Here is a 15315-nt window from a genome sequence, read left to right as displayed (position 1 = left end):
CCGGATGCTGAGGCCAAGGGTGACCGCTGGTTACAGCGCAGCGGGGGCTAATTGGGCGATCGAACGGGTCTCGATCCCCAGCCGATCGCTGTAAACCTGTAAATATTCCGAATCCGTCAAATTTTGAGGATTTTGCGCCAGGGTCACCGCTGATCCTTGGCCCGTTTCCGTGGTTTCCGCCTCGGGCATTACGCTTGCCACCCAGGCTTCATACTCTTCCGGTGTTTGCACCAGTACTTCGGTGCGCATTGCCCCATGGAAGGAACCGCAAAGCTCGGCGCAAACGATCGGGTAGCGGCCTGGCTGGGTTGCCCGGAAGCGTAATTGTGTGGGGCGACCGGGGATCGCATCCTGCTTAATCCGAAACTGCGGAATCCAGAAGGCGTGCAACACATCCATGGCGGAAATGTTGAGCTGCACATCCTGACCCACGGGCACATGCAGTTCCCCCGCCATCACGTTCAAGTCAGGGTAGTTAAAGATCCAGGCGTATTGCAGCCCCTGCACATTGACTTGCAAGTCGGGGGCTTGGCCTTGGGAGCCGGGAGCTGCCCCCAGCCCTAGAGCCACTTCCGTACCATTCATGGCCGGGGCCTCATCCAACGTGGCGGCGATCGCGGTGTGGTGGCCGTGGTGGTGGGCCATGCCCATCCCGGCTCCACTGGCCATCGGATCCAAGCCTCCCATGGAGTTATACACATCAAAGCTAAAGACCGAGATGCCCAAACAGATCACGGCGGGGATCGCAGTCCAAAGGATCTCTAGGGGAATGTTGCCCCGGATGGGCGGGCCGTCGGTGTCATCGCCGGGCTTGCGCCGAAAGCGCAGGATCGCATAAATCAAGCATCCTTGCACCAGCAGAAAAAGGCCCGTGGCAATGGTCAACATGGCCCCAAACAGGCGATCGACCTCGGGCGACACGTCCGTAGCCGACACCGGCAGCAGGAAATGATAGTTTTGCCCAACCCAAAGGCTGATTAGCGTCAAGCCAATGCCCATCAGCAGGGTCAGGATCGTACTAGGAACATTCATGGTGGTGCGTCACGCAAGACTGCAAAGGCAAAGGGCAACAGGCGATCGGGACAGGTCTGCTCCTCCGTTGGGGGCCAACGGCCAAGCGAGGGCGGCGGCCAACGAAGGGGAAAGGAGCGGGGGCAGCGGCCCATTGCGCTTGCCACTGCGTTACTGCCTTCAAAGGTAGACGTTTTTTTCAGGGAGCTGATTTGGTTTGTCAATATTTTTAAATATCTTTAGGATTCTCTTTGCCGTTAACAACCTTTAGGAAATCTTTGGGTTTCCTGGAGTCTGGCGATGGTGATTTTCAGCGATTCTGGCCGTGATTTGTCATCAACAATTAACATGCTCTAGATTGTGCGAACTCATCGGTTGCCAAAAATCTTGAAATCTTGGGGCGATCGCCCATTGATACATCAATATCTAGGGATTATTTGAGGATTGGGCTGAAAATCACCCTAGGGGGACGAAGGGTGACAGTCCTGGAAAAGCTGTTATTTACAATACAAACTAAATCAAAAATCGTTTGATATGTAACGCTTTCTTGGGGACAAATTTTGATCAAATGGTCAGTTCTTGATGAGCTTACCGTTAGTTGGCAGCGAATTTTAGGTCGAATCGGCTAATTGTTGTACATTGCAACGTGTTGCAATCTTTGACATGACATTTCCGCAATTTTCGGAACTGAGTTATGGTGGCGATGCACCTCATTGCTGCTTTTTAGACTCAAGATTTTCTTAAGAATTCCTATGGCGGAAACCGTGTTTCATCAGGCGGGGCATTCTCCCGAATCGGTGAAGACCTCGATCGCGATCGCCGAGGTCAATTCATCTTTGGGAAGCGATCGAGTGCGGTGGTTGGCCAAGCGGCTGGCGGTGGCGGCCTGGTTGCTGATGGCGATCGGCTCGGCCACCCGCGTGGCTAATGCGGGTCTCGCCTGTCCCGATTGGCCCCTCTGCTACGGCCAGGCGGTTCCCTGGGCCCAGATGAATTGGCAGGTGTTTTTGGAATGGTTCCACCGACTGGATGCAGCAGTGGTGGCCTTTGGAGCCCTGGGCTTGGCGGGCACGGCAGTTCGGTTTCGGCGAGAACTGCCCGGTTGGGTGGTTCCGGCAACGGTGGCGGCCCTGGCCCTGGTGGTGTTGCAAGCGGGGCTGGGGGCCCTGACGGTGACGGAGTTGCTGCGGTTTGACGTGGTGACGGCGCACTTGGGGACGGCGTTGGCATTTTTGGCCCTGTTGGTCGCGATCGCGGCGGGCCTGACTCCCCAACAGGCTTCGGGCACGGCGGCCGGCTTGGCGGGTTGGGCCCTGCTGGCGGCGATCGCGATCGATGTCCAAAGCCTGATCGGTGGCATTGTCGGATCGCGCTGGGCGGTACACCAATGCCTGGAGGGCGATCAGCTCTGCGGCGTTCTCCACACCCACTTTTGGGGCATTGTGCCCGCCGTCTTGACCATTGGCATTTTGCTGATCATGGCTTGGCGCACCCCGGCTTTGAATCCGCGCCTCCGTTCCCTCCGGAGCCTGATCGCCCTGTTGTTGGTGGCGCAATTGGCCATTGGTTACAGCACCTATCACTTTCAATTGCGGGTGGCAGGGCTAACGGTGCTGCATGAGGCGATCGCGGCGGCCCTGTTGGCTTCGCTGGTGGCCTTCACGGTTTGGGCCGGGCGCGATCGGTTGCGGGAGTCGCCCGATGGTCTGACAGCCTAAACAGCTCAGGCCTCGCCCAGAATTCCCCAAGAATTCCCCAAGAATTCCCCAAGAATTTCCAAGAACTCCCAAGAACTCGCTGGTTGTTGATGTTGCCGGAATAGCTGCTATGCAAGAAATTGTGCAAAACCTGTCGAACATGACCGAGGAAGCGGCTGCGTCGCCCTGGCAGCGAGCCGGGTCGATCGTTCGGAGCTATATTCAGCTCACCAAGCCCCGGATCATTGTGTTGCTGCTGATTTCCACCGCAGCGGCCATGGCCCTGGCTGGCGGGGGTGATGTGGATCCGGTGCTGTTTTTGGCAACCCTGGCTGGTGGGGCCTTGGCTGCCGGTTCCGCTAATGCGATCAACTGTTTTTATGATCGCGACATTGATTCGATCATGGTGCGCACCCAAAAGCGCCCAATTCCCTCCGGGCAAATTCGCCCCCGCGATGCTCTGATATTCGCGATCGTCCTGGGCGTTGCGTCCTTTGGGCTGCTGACCTGGATGGCCAATCTGCTGGCGGCTTTGTTGGCGATGGCGGGAATTGGCTGCTATGTGGTGGTCTATACCCACTGGCTGAAACGCCACAGTCCCCACAACATCGTGATTGGCGGCGCGGCGGGGGCCATTCCGCCCCTGGTGGGTTGGGCCGCCGTGACGGGCACGCTGGATTGGCCCGCCTGGGCGCTGTTTTGGATTATTTTCCTCTGGACTCCGCCGCACTTCTGGGCGCTGGCTTTGATGATTCGGGATGACTACGCCAGCGTGGGTGTGCCCATGCTGCCGGTGGTGAGTGGCGACGAGGCCACGGCTAAGCAAATTCTGGGTTACTCGATCGCCCTGGTTCCTTTGACCTTGGCGTTGGCTTGGCCCTTGGGCGAAACCGGTTGGCTCTACGGGGTGATCGCCCTGATTTTAGGGAGCATTTTGGTGCAAAAGTCCTGGCAACTGCTGGCCCTACCGAGCGATCGCGCCGTGGCACGGGATCTGTTCAAATACTCGATCGGCTACCTGATGCTGCTCTGTGCCGGAGCCGTTTTGGCTGGGTTACCGGTCACCCACAGCCTGCAACTGGCTTTGTTTGACCAAGTGCAATCTCTCTGGCTGGCGATCGCGGCCTAGTGACCCAAGGCCCCAAGGGTCTCGCAAGGGCTAGCGAGGCCCAACGAGACCTAGAAGTTAGTCCCAGAAGTTAGGCCTAGAAGTCAAAGTAAATAAACGGTACGCCCTCGGGCCCCAGAATCCAGACCAGATAAAGGCAGATGGGGACGAGGGCGATTTTTACCGGCTGTGTGAGCTGCAACCGCAGGCCCCGTTGACCAAACCAAGCCACCACCATCAGCAGCGCGATCGCCCCCAAGGCCGCGCCCAACCGCCAAGGATCCAACCCCAACGCTTCGTCATAAACCTTTTCTAGAAAAGCCCCATCGCTCGATCGGCCCCAAAGGTGTTGAAACACCAAGCTTGACTGGCTCCAGTCCGGCAACCGAATCAGCACCCAGCTCAAAAACACCATCAGTTGCGTCAGGCCCCAAGCCAGAGCCACCCCCGCTGGATGGGCCCACAGGGCCGCCAGGGGACTGAAACGGTGGGAAGCCGCATCCACCAACCGATGCACCGCCAAAGCCAGCCCATGGGCCCCACCCCACAGCACATAGCCCCAGTTGTCCCCATGCCACAGGCCACCCAATAACATCACGATCATTAGGTTGATGCAGGTGCGAACCAGGCCTTGGCGAGACCCCCCCAAAGGAATGTAGAGATAATTTCGGAGCCAGTCGCCAAGGGTGATGTGCCAGCGTCGCCAAAAGTCCGCAATGCTGGTGCTGAGGTAGGGAAAATCAAAATTTTGGGGCAGTTGAATCCCGAGCAACATCGCGCTTCCTCGGGCGATGTCCACATAGCCGCTGAAGTCCAGATAGAGCTGGAAACCATAGGCCCCGATCGCCAACCACAAGTCCCCGCTGCCCGCCCGCTCCAGGGTTCCGGGGCTGAAGATTGTGCGAACCCACAGGCCCAAGGAATCGGCAATCAGTCCCTTTTTGATGGCACCACAGGCAATCAGCCACAGACCTTCGGTGATTTGTTCAGCCCGGGGATTGCGCGGCTGGTCTAACTCTTCCAGTTGGCTCGCCAAGCCGTGATAGCGGACAATCGGCCCGGAAATGAGCTTTGGGAAAAAGAGCTTATAGGTACAAAATTTCAGCCAATTGCGGGCCGGAGGCGCACCGCGATAGACATCCACAAGATAAGCAATACATTCAAAGCAAAAAAAGCTAATGCCGAGGGGCGCTTCGATTCGATCGACCCAATTAGCCGCATCCAACAGGGGCGGATTCTGGAACGCCCAGCCCAGGGAGTTGAGGGCAAAGGGCACATATTTAAACCCAAACAACAACAGCAAATTGAGGCCAATGCCCACCCATAGCAGGCGTTTTCGCTGTCGCTGTCGGGCTTCCGGGTTGGGCCCGCCCACGTAATGTCGAATCGATCGCCGATCGGTCCGCAACATCCAGCCCAAGCTGTAGTTCAGGGCCACGCCCACCAACAACAGAGGAACGTAGAGGGGTTGCCGCAGCCCATAAAAAATCAGACTGGCAACCAACAGCAGGCCCCATCGCCCCGATCGCCAGGGCAGCAGCCAAAACAGGCCCACCGTTGAAATCAGCAGCCAACCATAGACTTGCGACAGAAATGTCATGGAATGCCCCCCGTTGCTTCCCCCGAATGATAGGGCTGGCCGTTGCCCAGAAATCCAAATCGACGACTCAGGGCTGATCGCCCCTAACGGATGGATTGCACCGTCAGCACTTGGGGCGGTGTGGCATCGGGCGGATAGAGAAAATTCACCTGCACCACCCGCTTGGAACCGGGTCGTAGGTTCAAGGTGGCGAGGGGTTGCCCCTGTTCACCCCGATGTTGCACCACATGGATGAAACGATCGATCGGATTGCCCAAATCATCTTGGTACTGCAACCGAATGGGCCCCCGGAAAAAGACCCGCTCTTCGGGCGGCTCCAAAAATCGTAGTTGATCGCTCGGCCCGTCTTCCTTCAAAGGAGTTTGAAACAAAATTGCCACCTGTTGCGGGCTGCCGGTGCGATTGGTTAAGGGCAAGGTCAAGCTATATTGCACCCCGTAATTACCGTGGGCCAGATAGGCCGTGTCGGGATAGCGGGCCACCATGGGCGCACTTTGAACCTGGCGCGTGCCCAACGTTCCTCGGGGCAAGGTGGCGATCGGGTAGGAAATGGCTCCGCCATCAGTAGGCACTCGCAGTTCATTCACCCCCGGATCCGTGAGGGTGGCCTCCCAGCGCGACCCTTTGGCCACGCCGGCCACTCGGCCATAGAAGAATCGAGCACTGGTTTCCGCTAAGCTCAAGGAAGTGGGAGCCACATCACGCGGGCCCGAAAGACCGCTGCGCACCAGCAGGTATTGCCACTCCCGCAGGCTGGGAATTTGTTCGCGGCCGTCGGGGGTCTTGGGCGAGAACATGGCCAAACTGGCCAGATAGACCGGCCCATTGGACTCGGCCCGAATCAGGGTCGATCGGGTATTGGAGGAGGGGGTGATTTTGCCCACTGGAATCGGGGAATTCACCACCATTTCTGCTTCCCGAGGCCCTAGCCGCAGATTCGATCGCAGCAGGCCCCGCCGCCGACCGCGCAACACATCCCCCACCACGCGGCTGCCAGAGCCAGAATAGATTGCCCCGATCGGGTCTTCCAGATAGGCCGGCAAGGGTTTAAAGGGCGCTTCAAACCGGCTGATATAGCTCGCGGATTCGCGAATGTTCACCTCAACGGTGCGCGGCCCCGGGTTATAGACCATCACGCCCTGAAACAGCGTGCGCCCTTCCTGATAGGCCGCCGCCCGGGAAATGTGATGCGAAAAAATATCAAACCGCCCCTGAAAGGCATAGTTTAGGTGCGCAGAAGGCACGGCCATGCCGTTGGCCGGAAAAGTGGACAGCAAAATCCCTTCCGTCAGCACCACTTCAGGGCTGTTGCTGTTAAAAACCGGCACGTTGTCCAGCCGCCCGGGGAGCGATCGCACCTGATGGCGCTGGGTAATCTCTCGCCGCCGCACGGGCTGCGGAGCCAAAATTTCATCTTCTGCGGCCTCCCGGTTCCCTGGGGAATCGGGTTCGGCCTGTTCGATCGGGGGCAGTTGAGCGACGGGCCCCACCTGGAGCGGAAACAAGCCAAGGAGCAGAGAGAGCATGGACTCGAAGGCAAATACTAGGAATGGAGTGGTGCGGGCATGGCCTGAGGCACAGACGGCCATTAGCCGCTGTTTCGGCCCAGAAAAACAGAGCAAAACGCTGATGGATCCAATTCCATGCACCGGCCGGCCGACGGAGGCTGAACTGGAAAAGGGCTATTTTTAAGCCGTTGACCAGTATGCCTGGATCGGGGGTGTTTGAGGGGGTCAGCGATCGAAAAACCCGGGGTGAAAGGGGCTGAAACCTCAGTGAACCACAGAAGACGGCGGAGACCGTTGGAGAATTGTGGACTACCGGCGTTTTCTGTTGATCGAAATCCTGAGAGAAACGCCCCAAACTTTAACATTTTCTATTGGGGGGTGAATGCCCCCGGACGGATCTCCAGAAACCTGATCCCGCGCCCGGGATGCCAACAACCGCCTGTTTGCAAGTTTTGAGCCTGTTGGCCACCGCCAGCCAACGGCGTGATTGGGCCCCTTGAACCGCTTGTTTCCCAGAGACCTTCCGTAATCCATCTGTTAGCCTTACGGTATCGCAACGGCCAAGGCGGCTCAACCCGTTACTAGCTGTGCTTTGAAGCCTGATGGAATGGTGCTGGTGGCCCCAATTGGCCCCCAGTGGGTTTCGCCCATGGGGGCCCAGCGATCGCCGCGATCGGCCAACTGTCCCCCAATCCCCAAACTTGGGGCGGGGCCAAGGGTAACAGCCCGATCGTGGTGGCCCTTCCATCCCTTCAGGTGCATTCCACTGGAGCATCACAATCCATGACAATCGCAATTTGGCAAATCGTTTCTATGCCCCCAGCCCTTGCTTTGCCCGGGGCTGCGGCCCTGTATTCGGCCCAAGTGCCCCCAATTCCGGGCACGAGTCCGGATGTGGCCCCCTTCTTGAATGGCCTGGTGCGGGGGCTGGTGGCCCTGTTGGTGGGCTGGCTGTTGGCTATTTTGGTGGCCAGCGTGGTGCGCCACCTCCTCAGCCGACTGGATGTGGGGCGGCGGCTGTCGGGTTGGCTGTCGGGTCAGTCGGCTAACGATGCCACCCTTGTCCCGATCGAAAACTGGGCCGGGGCGATCGCCTTTTGGACGATCATGCTCTTTGCCATTTTGGTTTTCCTGGATGCGGTCGGTCTGCAGGCGGCTTCAACCCCCCTTCAGCGCTTTTTAGGGGAGATTCTGGGCTATGCCCCGCGCATCTTTAGCGCCCTGATTCTCACGGCGTTGGCTTGGCTTGTGGCCACGGTGGTGAAACTGCTGCTCACCCGAGGGCTACAGCGCTTTTCCCTAGACGATCGCTTGGCGAGTCAAATGGGCGGCAGCAGTCCGATTCTGCTGAACGAAACCCTCGGCAATATCCTCTACTGGCTGATTCTGCTGCTGTTCCTGCCTTTTGTGCTGGATGCCTTGGCCTTGCAAGGGCCGCTGGAGCCAATTCAAGGGGCCGTGGCGCAGGTGCTAGAAGCGCTGCCACGAATCTTTAAGGCGGTGCTGGTGGGGGCGATCGGTTGGTTCATTGCTCGACTGGTGCGGGTGGTGTTGACCAACTTCCTTGGATCGGCAGGGGTCGATCGCCTCGGTTACCGCATTGGCCTCAGCGGATTGGCAGGAACCCAAAGTCTGTCTTGGATTGCGGGAACCATTGCCTACACGGTGATTTTGATCGTTACGGCCATTTCGGTTTTGCAAGAGCTGCAAATCCAGGCCATTTCGGAACCCGCCGTGGCCATGCTGAATGAAATTCTGCTGGCAATTCCGTATATTCTGCGGGCCGTGATTATTCTGGCGATCGCCTATGCGATCGGGCGGTTTGTGGCCAATTTGGTCAGCAATTTCCTGAGTGGTGTGGGCTTCAATAACATGCCCCTCGCCTTAGGGCTGCCCATGACCGTGGGGGCCAAGTCTCCTTCGGATATTGCCGGGATCATCACCCTGGTGGGCATCATGCTGTTTGCCGCGATCGCCGCGATCGACAGCCTGAAAGTGCCGGAACTGACAGCCCTCGTTGCGGGGCTAACCACCATCCTCGGTCAAGTGCTCGTTGGGGCCTTGATTTTTGCCGTGGGCCTGTACCTGGCTAACTTGGCTTACCGAGTGATTGCCATGCCCGGTTCTCGCCAAGCCACCCTGCTGGCTCAAGTGGCCCGCTTGGCGATCATTGTGTTGGTGGGGGCCATGGCGCTGCAACAGATGGGAATTGCCCCGGATATTGTGAACCTGGCCTTTGGTTTGATCTTGGGCGCAGTGGCCGTGGCCAGCGCGATCGCCTTCGGTTTGGGCGGCCGTGATGTGGCCAGCGAGCAACTCCGCGAATGGATCAATAACCTCAAGCGCTAACCTCAAGCGCTAACCTTTGGTGTGATTAGTGCGATTTCCAGCGCGATCGTCAGCGCCAAAGGTTGTTAGCCAATTCCCAATGTGCTGATCCTGGCGTTGGGAAATGACCAAAAACAAAGACAAGGGGTTTAAACCCCTTGTCCCACCCGGCAAAACTAGGACAGAAATGCTTGGTGCATTCTTGCGGTTAGTCTTCAGAAACCCGAAACCCTAGCCTAAAAACCTAAAGATAAAAACCCTAAAGATAAAAACCCTAAAGATAAAAGTCAGGCTTCGGTAAGCGCTCATTCAAAACCCAATCGCCAAGGGCTTTGATCTTGTAATCAATCGGATCATGAAGCGTGAAGGTTCGGAGGTTACGCCAGAACTGATCAAACCCGTAGCATCGACTGCTCGATCGCGCACCCATCGCCTCAAAAATTCCACTCGTCACATCCAATCCAACCTGGTGGGTAACCACCTTAGCCGAGGCAATTGCCAGGGCGCACTCAGCTCGCTCCTCCGATGACAGGGCCCAACTGCGATCCCAAGCGTTTTGCAAGCGCTCAGCCGCCCGGTCACAAAGCGCCGTAGCCGCCTCCAACCCAGCCCACCATTGACCATATCGTTGAAGGATATAGGGATCGTCGCCAGCGGTGGGCACTCCGGCAGTGGGCCAAGGACGAGTGCAATGGCGAGTGTAAAGCTTGGCGCTATCTAACGCCCCCAGTGCAATTCCTAAGTAAATATTGGCTAAGTTGAGTTGTGTCAAACAGGCCCGAATGGTTCGGAATGGCTGATTGACTTGAGTTTGGTCTTCCAAAATTTCTTCCGGCTTCACCAAAACATTGTTAAAAACAACGCTGCCGCTATCGGTCTGGCGTTGCCCAATATTGTCCCAATTATTTTGCAGCTCAATTCCAGCACGTCTCGTAGGCAAAATGGCAATGACCTGCTTGCCGGATGCTTCTTCAGTGGCCATGGTCGGCAAAATATCCGAGTCTTTGGCTCCTGAGCAAAATGTTTTAAATCCATTCAGGCGATAGATCCCACCCTCTCGACTTAACTTGAGATTGTGGTCTAGGGGATTGAGCGCATTACACCAAAACCAATTTTGTTGAATAGTTTCTTGATAGTAATAATCTCGTTGCTGAACAGTTCCAAATAGGTAAGGAATGATCACTCCCAAGTTGTGGTAGGAGTAGATATGGGCGATCGAGCTATCTACCTTGGCAAATTCGCGACTAATTCGCATTGCCAGAATCCAACTTTCTCCCCAGCCACCGGCAGAGCTGGGAATGATTAGCTTCAAGAGTCCGCTGTGACGTAGGCAATTGCGCTCAAGCAGGGGAGTCACGCCGGCTGCGTCTCGCTCAATCACCGTTGTCGAAAAATCTTCTGCTAAAGATCGAGCAACTGCCAACGGGTCAAGCCGGTTTTGCTCAGTCCAATCGCTAACCAAAACACTAGATCTTTCAGGTCTTAAGTTCGTCATAATGTCCTTGGCGATCGGGAAATCGGTCATCAACTGCAATTTACTCAGCAAGCCAACTCAAGTAGCTCTGAGATTTGGGTTTAACGATTTGCCAACTGTAGCTCCCTAGAAAAGTTGAGTGCATCTAGAATTTCGATCTTCCAACGCTGAAATTCCAGACTTGTGCGCGATCGAGGACGTGGTAAATCGATGGTGAACTCTCGATAAACCCGTCCAGGACATTGCAAAACAATCACTCGATCGCTGAGTAGCACCGCCTCTTCAACATCGTGGGTTACGAGTAACAAAGTTGGGCGATTCTCTTGCCACAGATCCAGCAAATGATCTTGTTGCTTGAGGCGAGTAAACGCATCCAAGGCGCTAAATGGTTCATCCAGCAAAAGAATCGATGGACGAGTCACTAAAGCACGGGCGATCGCCACACGCTGCGCCATCCCACCTGATAACTGTCGAGGAAGTGCATCCGCAAACTGGCATAAACCAACCCGTGCAATGGCATCAGTGGTCAGCTCATCACGAACCGGAGGCGGTAATTTTGACAAGCCAAAGGCAATATTTTGACGAACTGTCAGCCAAGGCATTAAGCGCGGTTCCTGAAAGATCGTGCTCACCTTGGGATGTGGTTTTCGGATCACCTCATCGTCAATCAGAACTTGCCCCAGGCTCGGATGCTCCAGACCGGCAATAATTCGCAGCAGAGTACTTTTGCCACAGCCGCTAGCACCGACTAATCCAACAATTTCACCCGGTTCTAGCGTCAAATCAATTCTGTCAATGGCAATGTAACCATTTCTGAACTGTTTTCCAACTCCATCAATTTTTAGCATGTTCAATAGCCCTCACTCACAGCGAGTCATATTCAGGTTCATCAATCCAACTGAGGCTCAAATTCATTCAAACTCTGGGAATCCCAAATTTCAAAAATTCCGCATCATAGTTTGACAATGCTTCATGCTTTCGTTCTTGGACAATGCTCTAAACAGATTGCTCACTCGATCCATAAACATCCTGCCAATACAAGAGACGCTTACCAAAAATCAGAAGAATCAAATCCGTGGTCTTCCCAATGATTGCGAATAGCAAAATGCTGCCCAAAATAATTGAAGGCCTTCCGGTGGCCTGTCCATCAACCAACAAAAACCCTAAACCTTGGCTGGCACCCATAATTTCAGCAGCAACCACAAACATCCATCCCAATCCCAGTCCACTTCGTAACCCAACTAAATAAGCTGGTAGCGTGGCTGGGATAAAAACTCGCACAATAGATTCCCAATCGCTTAATCGATATACCTTGCCAACCTCAACCAGCTTGCGATCGACCTCTCGAACTCCCGTCATCAGATTTAGATAAACTGGAAAAAAAACTCCCACTGCAATCAGGGCTATTTTTGAAGGCTCCTGAATACCTAGCCAAAGAATAAATAAAGGAACCCAAGCCAGGGATGGAATACTCCGCAGTGCCTGCAACAGGGGATCGCACAATTGATGAAAAACTCGAAAGTACCCTGTCAGAGCACCAATAATGGTTGCGAGACCACCACCAATCAAAAATCCCAAAAGCACCCTGTAAAGCGTGATGCCAATATGCCCAAAAAGTTGACCATCAACTGTCAGTTGCCAGAGTGTTAGCAAAACAGCTGATGGCGCAGGCATCAAGTTTTCTGGAAAGATGCTGAGTCGCGAAAGAATTTCCCAAGTCAGCAGTAGAGCTACTGGCAAAATTCCTCCTTGGAAGATGGATGAATCCCGCCAGCGAATTTTCTGATTGGGCCGCAGTCGTCTAATCTCAGATTGCCTTTTGATGGTGGTGGTCACTGTTCTGACAAGCCTCAACTAGGTTCATATTTTCGGATTTGCCTGACCAGTCTGATTTTAGAGTTGACTTGCTTTCAGCCGCCAATTGATTACTCATGACTACTCAATAGCTTAGTCAAGCCAACTCTCGGAATCAGTCAATTATTTTTTGACAATCTGATCAATGTACTGGGGATCGATGAGACTATCTACAACCTGATTGACGTTGATCGACTCTGAAATAATGCCACTTTTCTTGAGGACGCTCCCCGCTGCCACAATGGCATTCTTCTGTTGCCCGCCAATGGCTGAATTTGAAAGATCAGTTCGCTCCAGTTGCTTGGCCGCCACGGCAGGACTCAGCTTGGATTCCTTGACAAGAACTGCTTTCAATTCTTCCGGATTTTCCTGTGCCCATTGCCGTCCTTGTTCGTAGATTCGAAGCACACGTTCAACCAATTGTGGATAGCGTTGTGCAAATTCCTCCCGAACATTCAGTACGCCATAGCTATTGAATTCAGGGTTGCGGGAAAACAAACGAGCGCCACTTTCCAATTCAGCTTTTGCCATATGCGGGTCTAGGCCGGCCCAAGCATCAACGTCACCCTTTTCGAGGGCAGCACGACCATCTGCGTGTTGCAGCGGGATAATTGTCACGTCTTTATCACTCAGTCCCACTTGATCCAGGGAGCGCAGCAGGAAAATGAAGGCATCAGTGCCTCGGGTTGCAGCAACTTTCTTGCCTTTGAGATCCGAAACACTTTTAATTGATGACTCGCCCTTGGTGACCAAGGCCACCCATTCGGGTTTGGAATAGGTATAGATTGACTTGATGGGATTACCATTCGCTTTCCCAATCAGGGCGGAAGCTCCAGCCGTTGAGCCAAAGTCTAAGCTACGAGCATTCAAGAACTCCAAGGCTTTGTTACTACCCTGACTTAAAACCCATTCAACTTGGATTTTATCTTTTGCAAATTCCGACTCAACCCAGCCCTTTTCTTTCAGAACAAGGCTCACAGGATTGTAATAGGCGTAATCTAATCGAATGGATTTGGGCAGGTCTGCTTTGGTTGCATTGCTGCATCCCACGGAAACGATGAAAACCAAGGCAAGACTTAGCAACCATTTAGGAAGCTTGAAGGTTTTGGCAATGAAACGAACAACTGTACTTTGACTGCTCATGCTTAGCTCCTGGTCAGATGGAGGACTTGACGGATTGACAGTGTTGGTTAAACGGCGATGACGATTTCTTGCTGGAATTCCTAGTGCTTGCCAGCGGATGAACTAAACCGGTACTGATTGGGGAGAGGGCAAACGATCGCGCAAGCTCTGGGCTGAGGCATCGCCAAAGGGGCCAAACATCAGGGGATTGACTAGATGTTGGGTGGATTGTTGTTCAACGGGAGCCAGGGGGAGTCGAGGCAGTAACAACTCCGCTGTGCGATAGGCTTCTTCCAAGTGGGGGTAGCCCGAGAGAATGAAGGAATCAATGCCCAAGTCCGCGTATTCCCGTAGGCGTTCGGCAACTGTTTCGGGATCGCCAACCAACGCTGTTCCGGCTCCTCCGCGCACCAGGCCAACACCCGCCCAAAGGTTAGGAGAGATTTCCAGGGACTCTCGACTGCCGCGATTGAAATGGGTCATGCGACGTTGGCCTTCAGAATCCATGCGAGCAAAATCCGCCTGTGCGCGAGCAACTGCTGACTCGTCCACATAACGCAGTAGGTCTTCTGCGGCTGCCCAGGCTTCGGATGTTGTTTCTCGCACCACCACATGCAGCCGAATTCCAAATCGTACCGATCGCCCTTGGGATTCGGCCTGTTGTCGAACATCAGCAATTTTTTGAGCGACGGCGGCTGGCGGTTCGCCCCAAGTCAGATAGGTATCGGCGTGTTTGGCTGCGACCCGGTGCGCGGCAGTTGATGAGCCGCCAAACCATAGGGGCGGATAAGGTTTTTGCAGTGGTGGGAAAACTTGTTGTCCACCGCGCACATCGATGTGGCTACCGGTAAAGTTCACGGTTTCCTGAAGCAGCAGCTTGCGCCAAACTGTCAAAAACTCGTCAGTGAGGGCGTAGCGATCGTCGTGGGCTAAGTGCAGGCCATCGCCTGCTAATTCCACAGGGTCGCCACCGGTAACAACATTGATCAGCAGTCGTCCCCCAGAGAGGCGATCGAACGTGGCGGCCATGCGTGCTGCCACACCCGGCAGCGTGAGTCCGGGTCGCACGGCTACCAAAAATTTCATCCTCTGCGTTACGGCAATGAGCGCCGAGGCAACAACCCATGCGTCTTCGCAGGCCCGCCCTGTGGGCAATAGTGCTCCCGAAAACGGTAGGGCATCGATCGCCTGAGCAAGCTGTTTGAGATAGGCGAAATCTGAAGGACGACCGCCAATATTCGTCCCCAAGTAGCGTCCATCACCATAGGTTGGAATAAACCAAAGGACATTCACAGTTGGCTACTCACGTTCAATCAAAAGGTGGGGATGAGGCCGGAGCGCAAACGCTTTTGAACTTTAAAAGCGTGCATCTCGTGGCTGGTTTAATTGGCGGCTCCAGGTGAATGGGGCTGACCGATATGGCTGGCTCATATGCTTGGTCTATGCCTATGAATTGAAGCCATGTTTTACAAAATACGATATTCAGATCGGAATACCGTATTTTTCTCGAAAGAATATTACACAGATCTCAAGAATTATGCAAGTTCAGTTTTGAATATTTCCTTCAGTCGATCGAACAAGCGTCGAGTGAAGGCCTGAAAAATCAGAACTTT

General features: G+C 54.7%; 13 protein-coding genes. 3 read left to right on the top strand and 10 right to left on the bottom strand.

Annotated elements, in window-relative coordinates; all coding sequences use genetic code 11:
- Positions 1–30 precede the first annotated feature (30 nt).
- Together H6G52_RS09150 and H6G52_RS09145 are read right to left on the bottom strand one after the other, a co-directional pair.
- A complete protein-coding gene (locus H6G52_RS09150; protein ID WP_190527864.1) occupies positions 31–1032 on the bottom strand; it encodes a cytochrome c oxidase subunit II in 1002 nt (333 codons plus the stop codon).
- On the bottom strand, positions 1029–1166 hold the full coding sequence (locus H6G52_RS09145; protein WP_190527862.1) for a hypothetical protein: 138 nt from the start codon (positions 1164–1166) through the stop codon (positions 1029–1031). Before H6G52_RS09145 ends, H6G52_RS09150 begins: the two co-directional genes overlap by 4 nt.
- 597 nt (positions 1167–1763) lie before the next feature.
- Here H6G52_RS09145 and H6G52_RS09140 point away from each other — a divergent pair.
- Positions 1764–2729, top strand: a complete 966-nt coding sequence (locus H6G52_RS09140) for a heme A synthase (protein WP_190527860.1) — start codon at positions 1764–1766, stop codon at positions 2727–2729.
- 109 nt (positions 2730–2838) lie between these two features.
- The gene (locus tag H6G52_RS09135; protein ID WP_190527858.1) at positions 2839–3837 is read left to right on the top strand and encodes a heme o synthase; all 999 of its coding nucleotides are present in this window, start codon (positions 2839–2841) and stop codon (positions 3835–3837) included.
- Between the two features lie 76 nt (positions 3838–3913).
- On the opposite strand, the gene H6G52_RS09130 is transcribed toward H6G52_RS09135, so the two are convergent.
- The 3 genes from H6G52_RS09130 to H6G52_RS09120 all read right to left on the bottom strand — a co-directional run bounded on the left by H6G52_RS09130 (position 3914) and on the right by H6G52_RS09120 (position 7686).
- Positions 3914–5416: an MBOAT family protein gene (locus H6G52_RS09130; RefSeq protein ID WP_190527856.1), complete on the bottom strand. Its 1503-nt coding sequence runs from the start codon at positions 5414–5416 to the stop codon at positions 3914–3916.
- Between the two features lie 83 nt (positions 5417–5499).
- Positions 5500–6942 (bottom strand): DUF3370 domain-containing protein, encoded by a 1443-nt coding sequence (locus H6G52_RS09125; protein WP_099532843.1) that lies wholly within the window; start codon positions 6940–6942, stop codon positions 5500–5502.
- 552 nt (positions 6943–7494) lie between these two features.
- Positions 7495–7686 (bottom strand): hypothetical protein, encoded by a 192-nt coding sequence (locus H6G52_RS09120; RefSeq protein ID WP_190353793.1) that lies wholly within the window; start codon positions 7684–7686, stop codon positions 7495–7497.
- Between the two features lie 21 nt (positions 7687–7707).
- On the opposite strand from H6G52_RS09120, the gene H6G52_RS09115 reads away from it, so the two are divergent.
- Positions 7708–9273 (top strand): mechanosensitive ion channel, encoded by a 1566-nt coding sequence (locus tag H6G52_RS09115; RefSeq protein WP_099532841.1) that lies wholly within the window; start codon positions 7708–7710, stop codon positions 9271–9273.
- Between the two features lie 253 nt (positions 9274–9526).
- On the opposite strand, the gene H6G52_RS09110 is transcribed toward H6G52_RS09115, so the two are convergent.
- The 5 genes from H6G52_RS09110 to ssuD form a co-directional block, all read right to left on the bottom strand.
- The gene (locus tag H6G52_RS09110; protein ID WP_190527855.1) at positions 9527–10747 is read right to left on the bottom strand and encodes an acyl-CoA dehydrogenase family protein; all 1221 of its coding nucleotides are present in this window, start codon (positions 10745–10747) and stop codon (positions 9527–9529) included.
- 80 nt (positions 10748–10827) lie between these two features.
- The gene (locus tag H6G52_RS09105) at positions 10828–11574 is read right to left on the bottom strand and encodes an ABC transporter ATP-binding protein (protein ID WP_190353790.1); all 747 of its coding nucleotides are present in this window, start codon (positions 11572–11574) and stop codon (positions 10828–10830) included.
- 148 nt (positions 11575–11722) lie between these two features.
- Positions 11723–12562, bottom strand: a complete 840-nt coding sequence (locus tag H6G52_RS09100; RefSeq protein ID WP_370567687.1) for an ABC transporter permease — start codon at positions 12560–12562, stop codon at positions 11723–11725.
- Between the two features lie 141 nt (positions 12563–12703).
- Positions 12704–13723 carry an aliphatic sulfonate ABC transporter substrate-binding protein gene (locus H6G52_RS09095; protein ID WP_190527853.1) on the bottom strand — a complete coding sequence of 340 codons (1020 nt, stop codon included), beginning with the start codon at positions 13721–13723 and terminating at the stop codon, positions 12704–12706.
- A 102-nt stretch (positions 13724–13825) separates the two neighbouring features.
- Positions 13826–14995, bottom strand: coding sequence for an FMNH2-dependent alkanesulfonate monooxygenase (ssuD, locus tag H6G52_RS09090; protein ID WP_190527851.1), 1170 nt, complete (start codon positions 14993–14995; stop codon positions 13826–13828).
- Positions 14996–15315 lie beyond the last annotated feature (320 nt).

The sequence above is a fragment of the Limnothrix sp. FACHB-881 genome (assembly GCF_014698135.1).
GTDB lineage: Bacteria > Cyanobacteriota > Cyanobacteriia > CACIAM-69d > CACIAM-69d > CACIAM-69d.
Note: the sequence above shows the minus strand (reverse complement) of the source record. Positions and strands in the feature narration are given on the sequence as shown.

Excerpts from the sequence above, each read along its gene's own strand:
- H6G52_RS09150 (WP_190527864.1), bottom strand. The coding sequence starts at position 1,032 with ATGAATGTTCCTAGTACGATCCTGACCCTGCTGATGGGCATTGGCTTG.
- H6G52_RS09145 (WP_190527862.1), bottom strand. The coding sequence starts at position 1,166 with ATGGGCCGCTGCCCCCGCTCCTTTCCCCTTCGTTGGCCGCCGCCCTCG.
- H6G52_RS09140 (WP_190527860.1), top strand. The coding sequence starts at position 1,764 with ATGGCGGAAACCGTGTTTCATCAGGCGGGGCATTCTCCCGAATCGGTG.
- H6G52_RS09135 (WP_190527858.1), top strand. The coding sequence starts at position 2,839 with ATGCAAGAAATTGTGCAAAACCTGTCGAACATGACCGAGGAAGCGGCT.
- H6G52_RS09130 (WP_190527856.1), bottom strand. The coding sequence starts at position 5,416 with ATGACATTTCTGTCGCAAGTCTATGGTTGGCTGCTGATTTCAACGGTG.
- H6G52_RS09125 (WP_099532843.1), bottom strand. The coding sequence starts at position 6,942 with ATGCTCTCTCTGCTCCTTGGCTTGTTTCCGCTCCAGGTGGGGCCCGTC.
- H6G52_RS09120 (WP_190353793.1), bottom strand. The coding sequence starts at position 7,686 with ATGCACCTGAAGGGATGGAAGGGCCACCACGATCGGGCTGTTACCCTT.
- H6G52_RS09115 (WP_099532841.1), top strand. The coding sequence starts at position 7,708 with ATGACAATCGCAATTTGGCAAATCGTTTCTATGCCCCCAGCCCTTGCT.
- H6G52_RS09110 (WP_190527855.1), bottom strand. The coding sequence starts at position 10,747 with ATGACGAACTTAAGACCTGAAAGATCTAGTGTTTTGGTTAGCGATTGG.
- H6G52_RS09105 (WP_190353790.1), bottom strand. The coding sequence starts at position 11,574 with ATGCTAAAAATTGATGGAGTTGGAAAACAGTTCAGAAATGGTTACATT.
- H6G52_RS09095 (WP_190527853.1), bottom strand. The coding sequence starts at position 13,723 with ATGAGCAGTCAAAGTACAGTTGTTCGTTTCATTGCCAAAACCTTCAAG.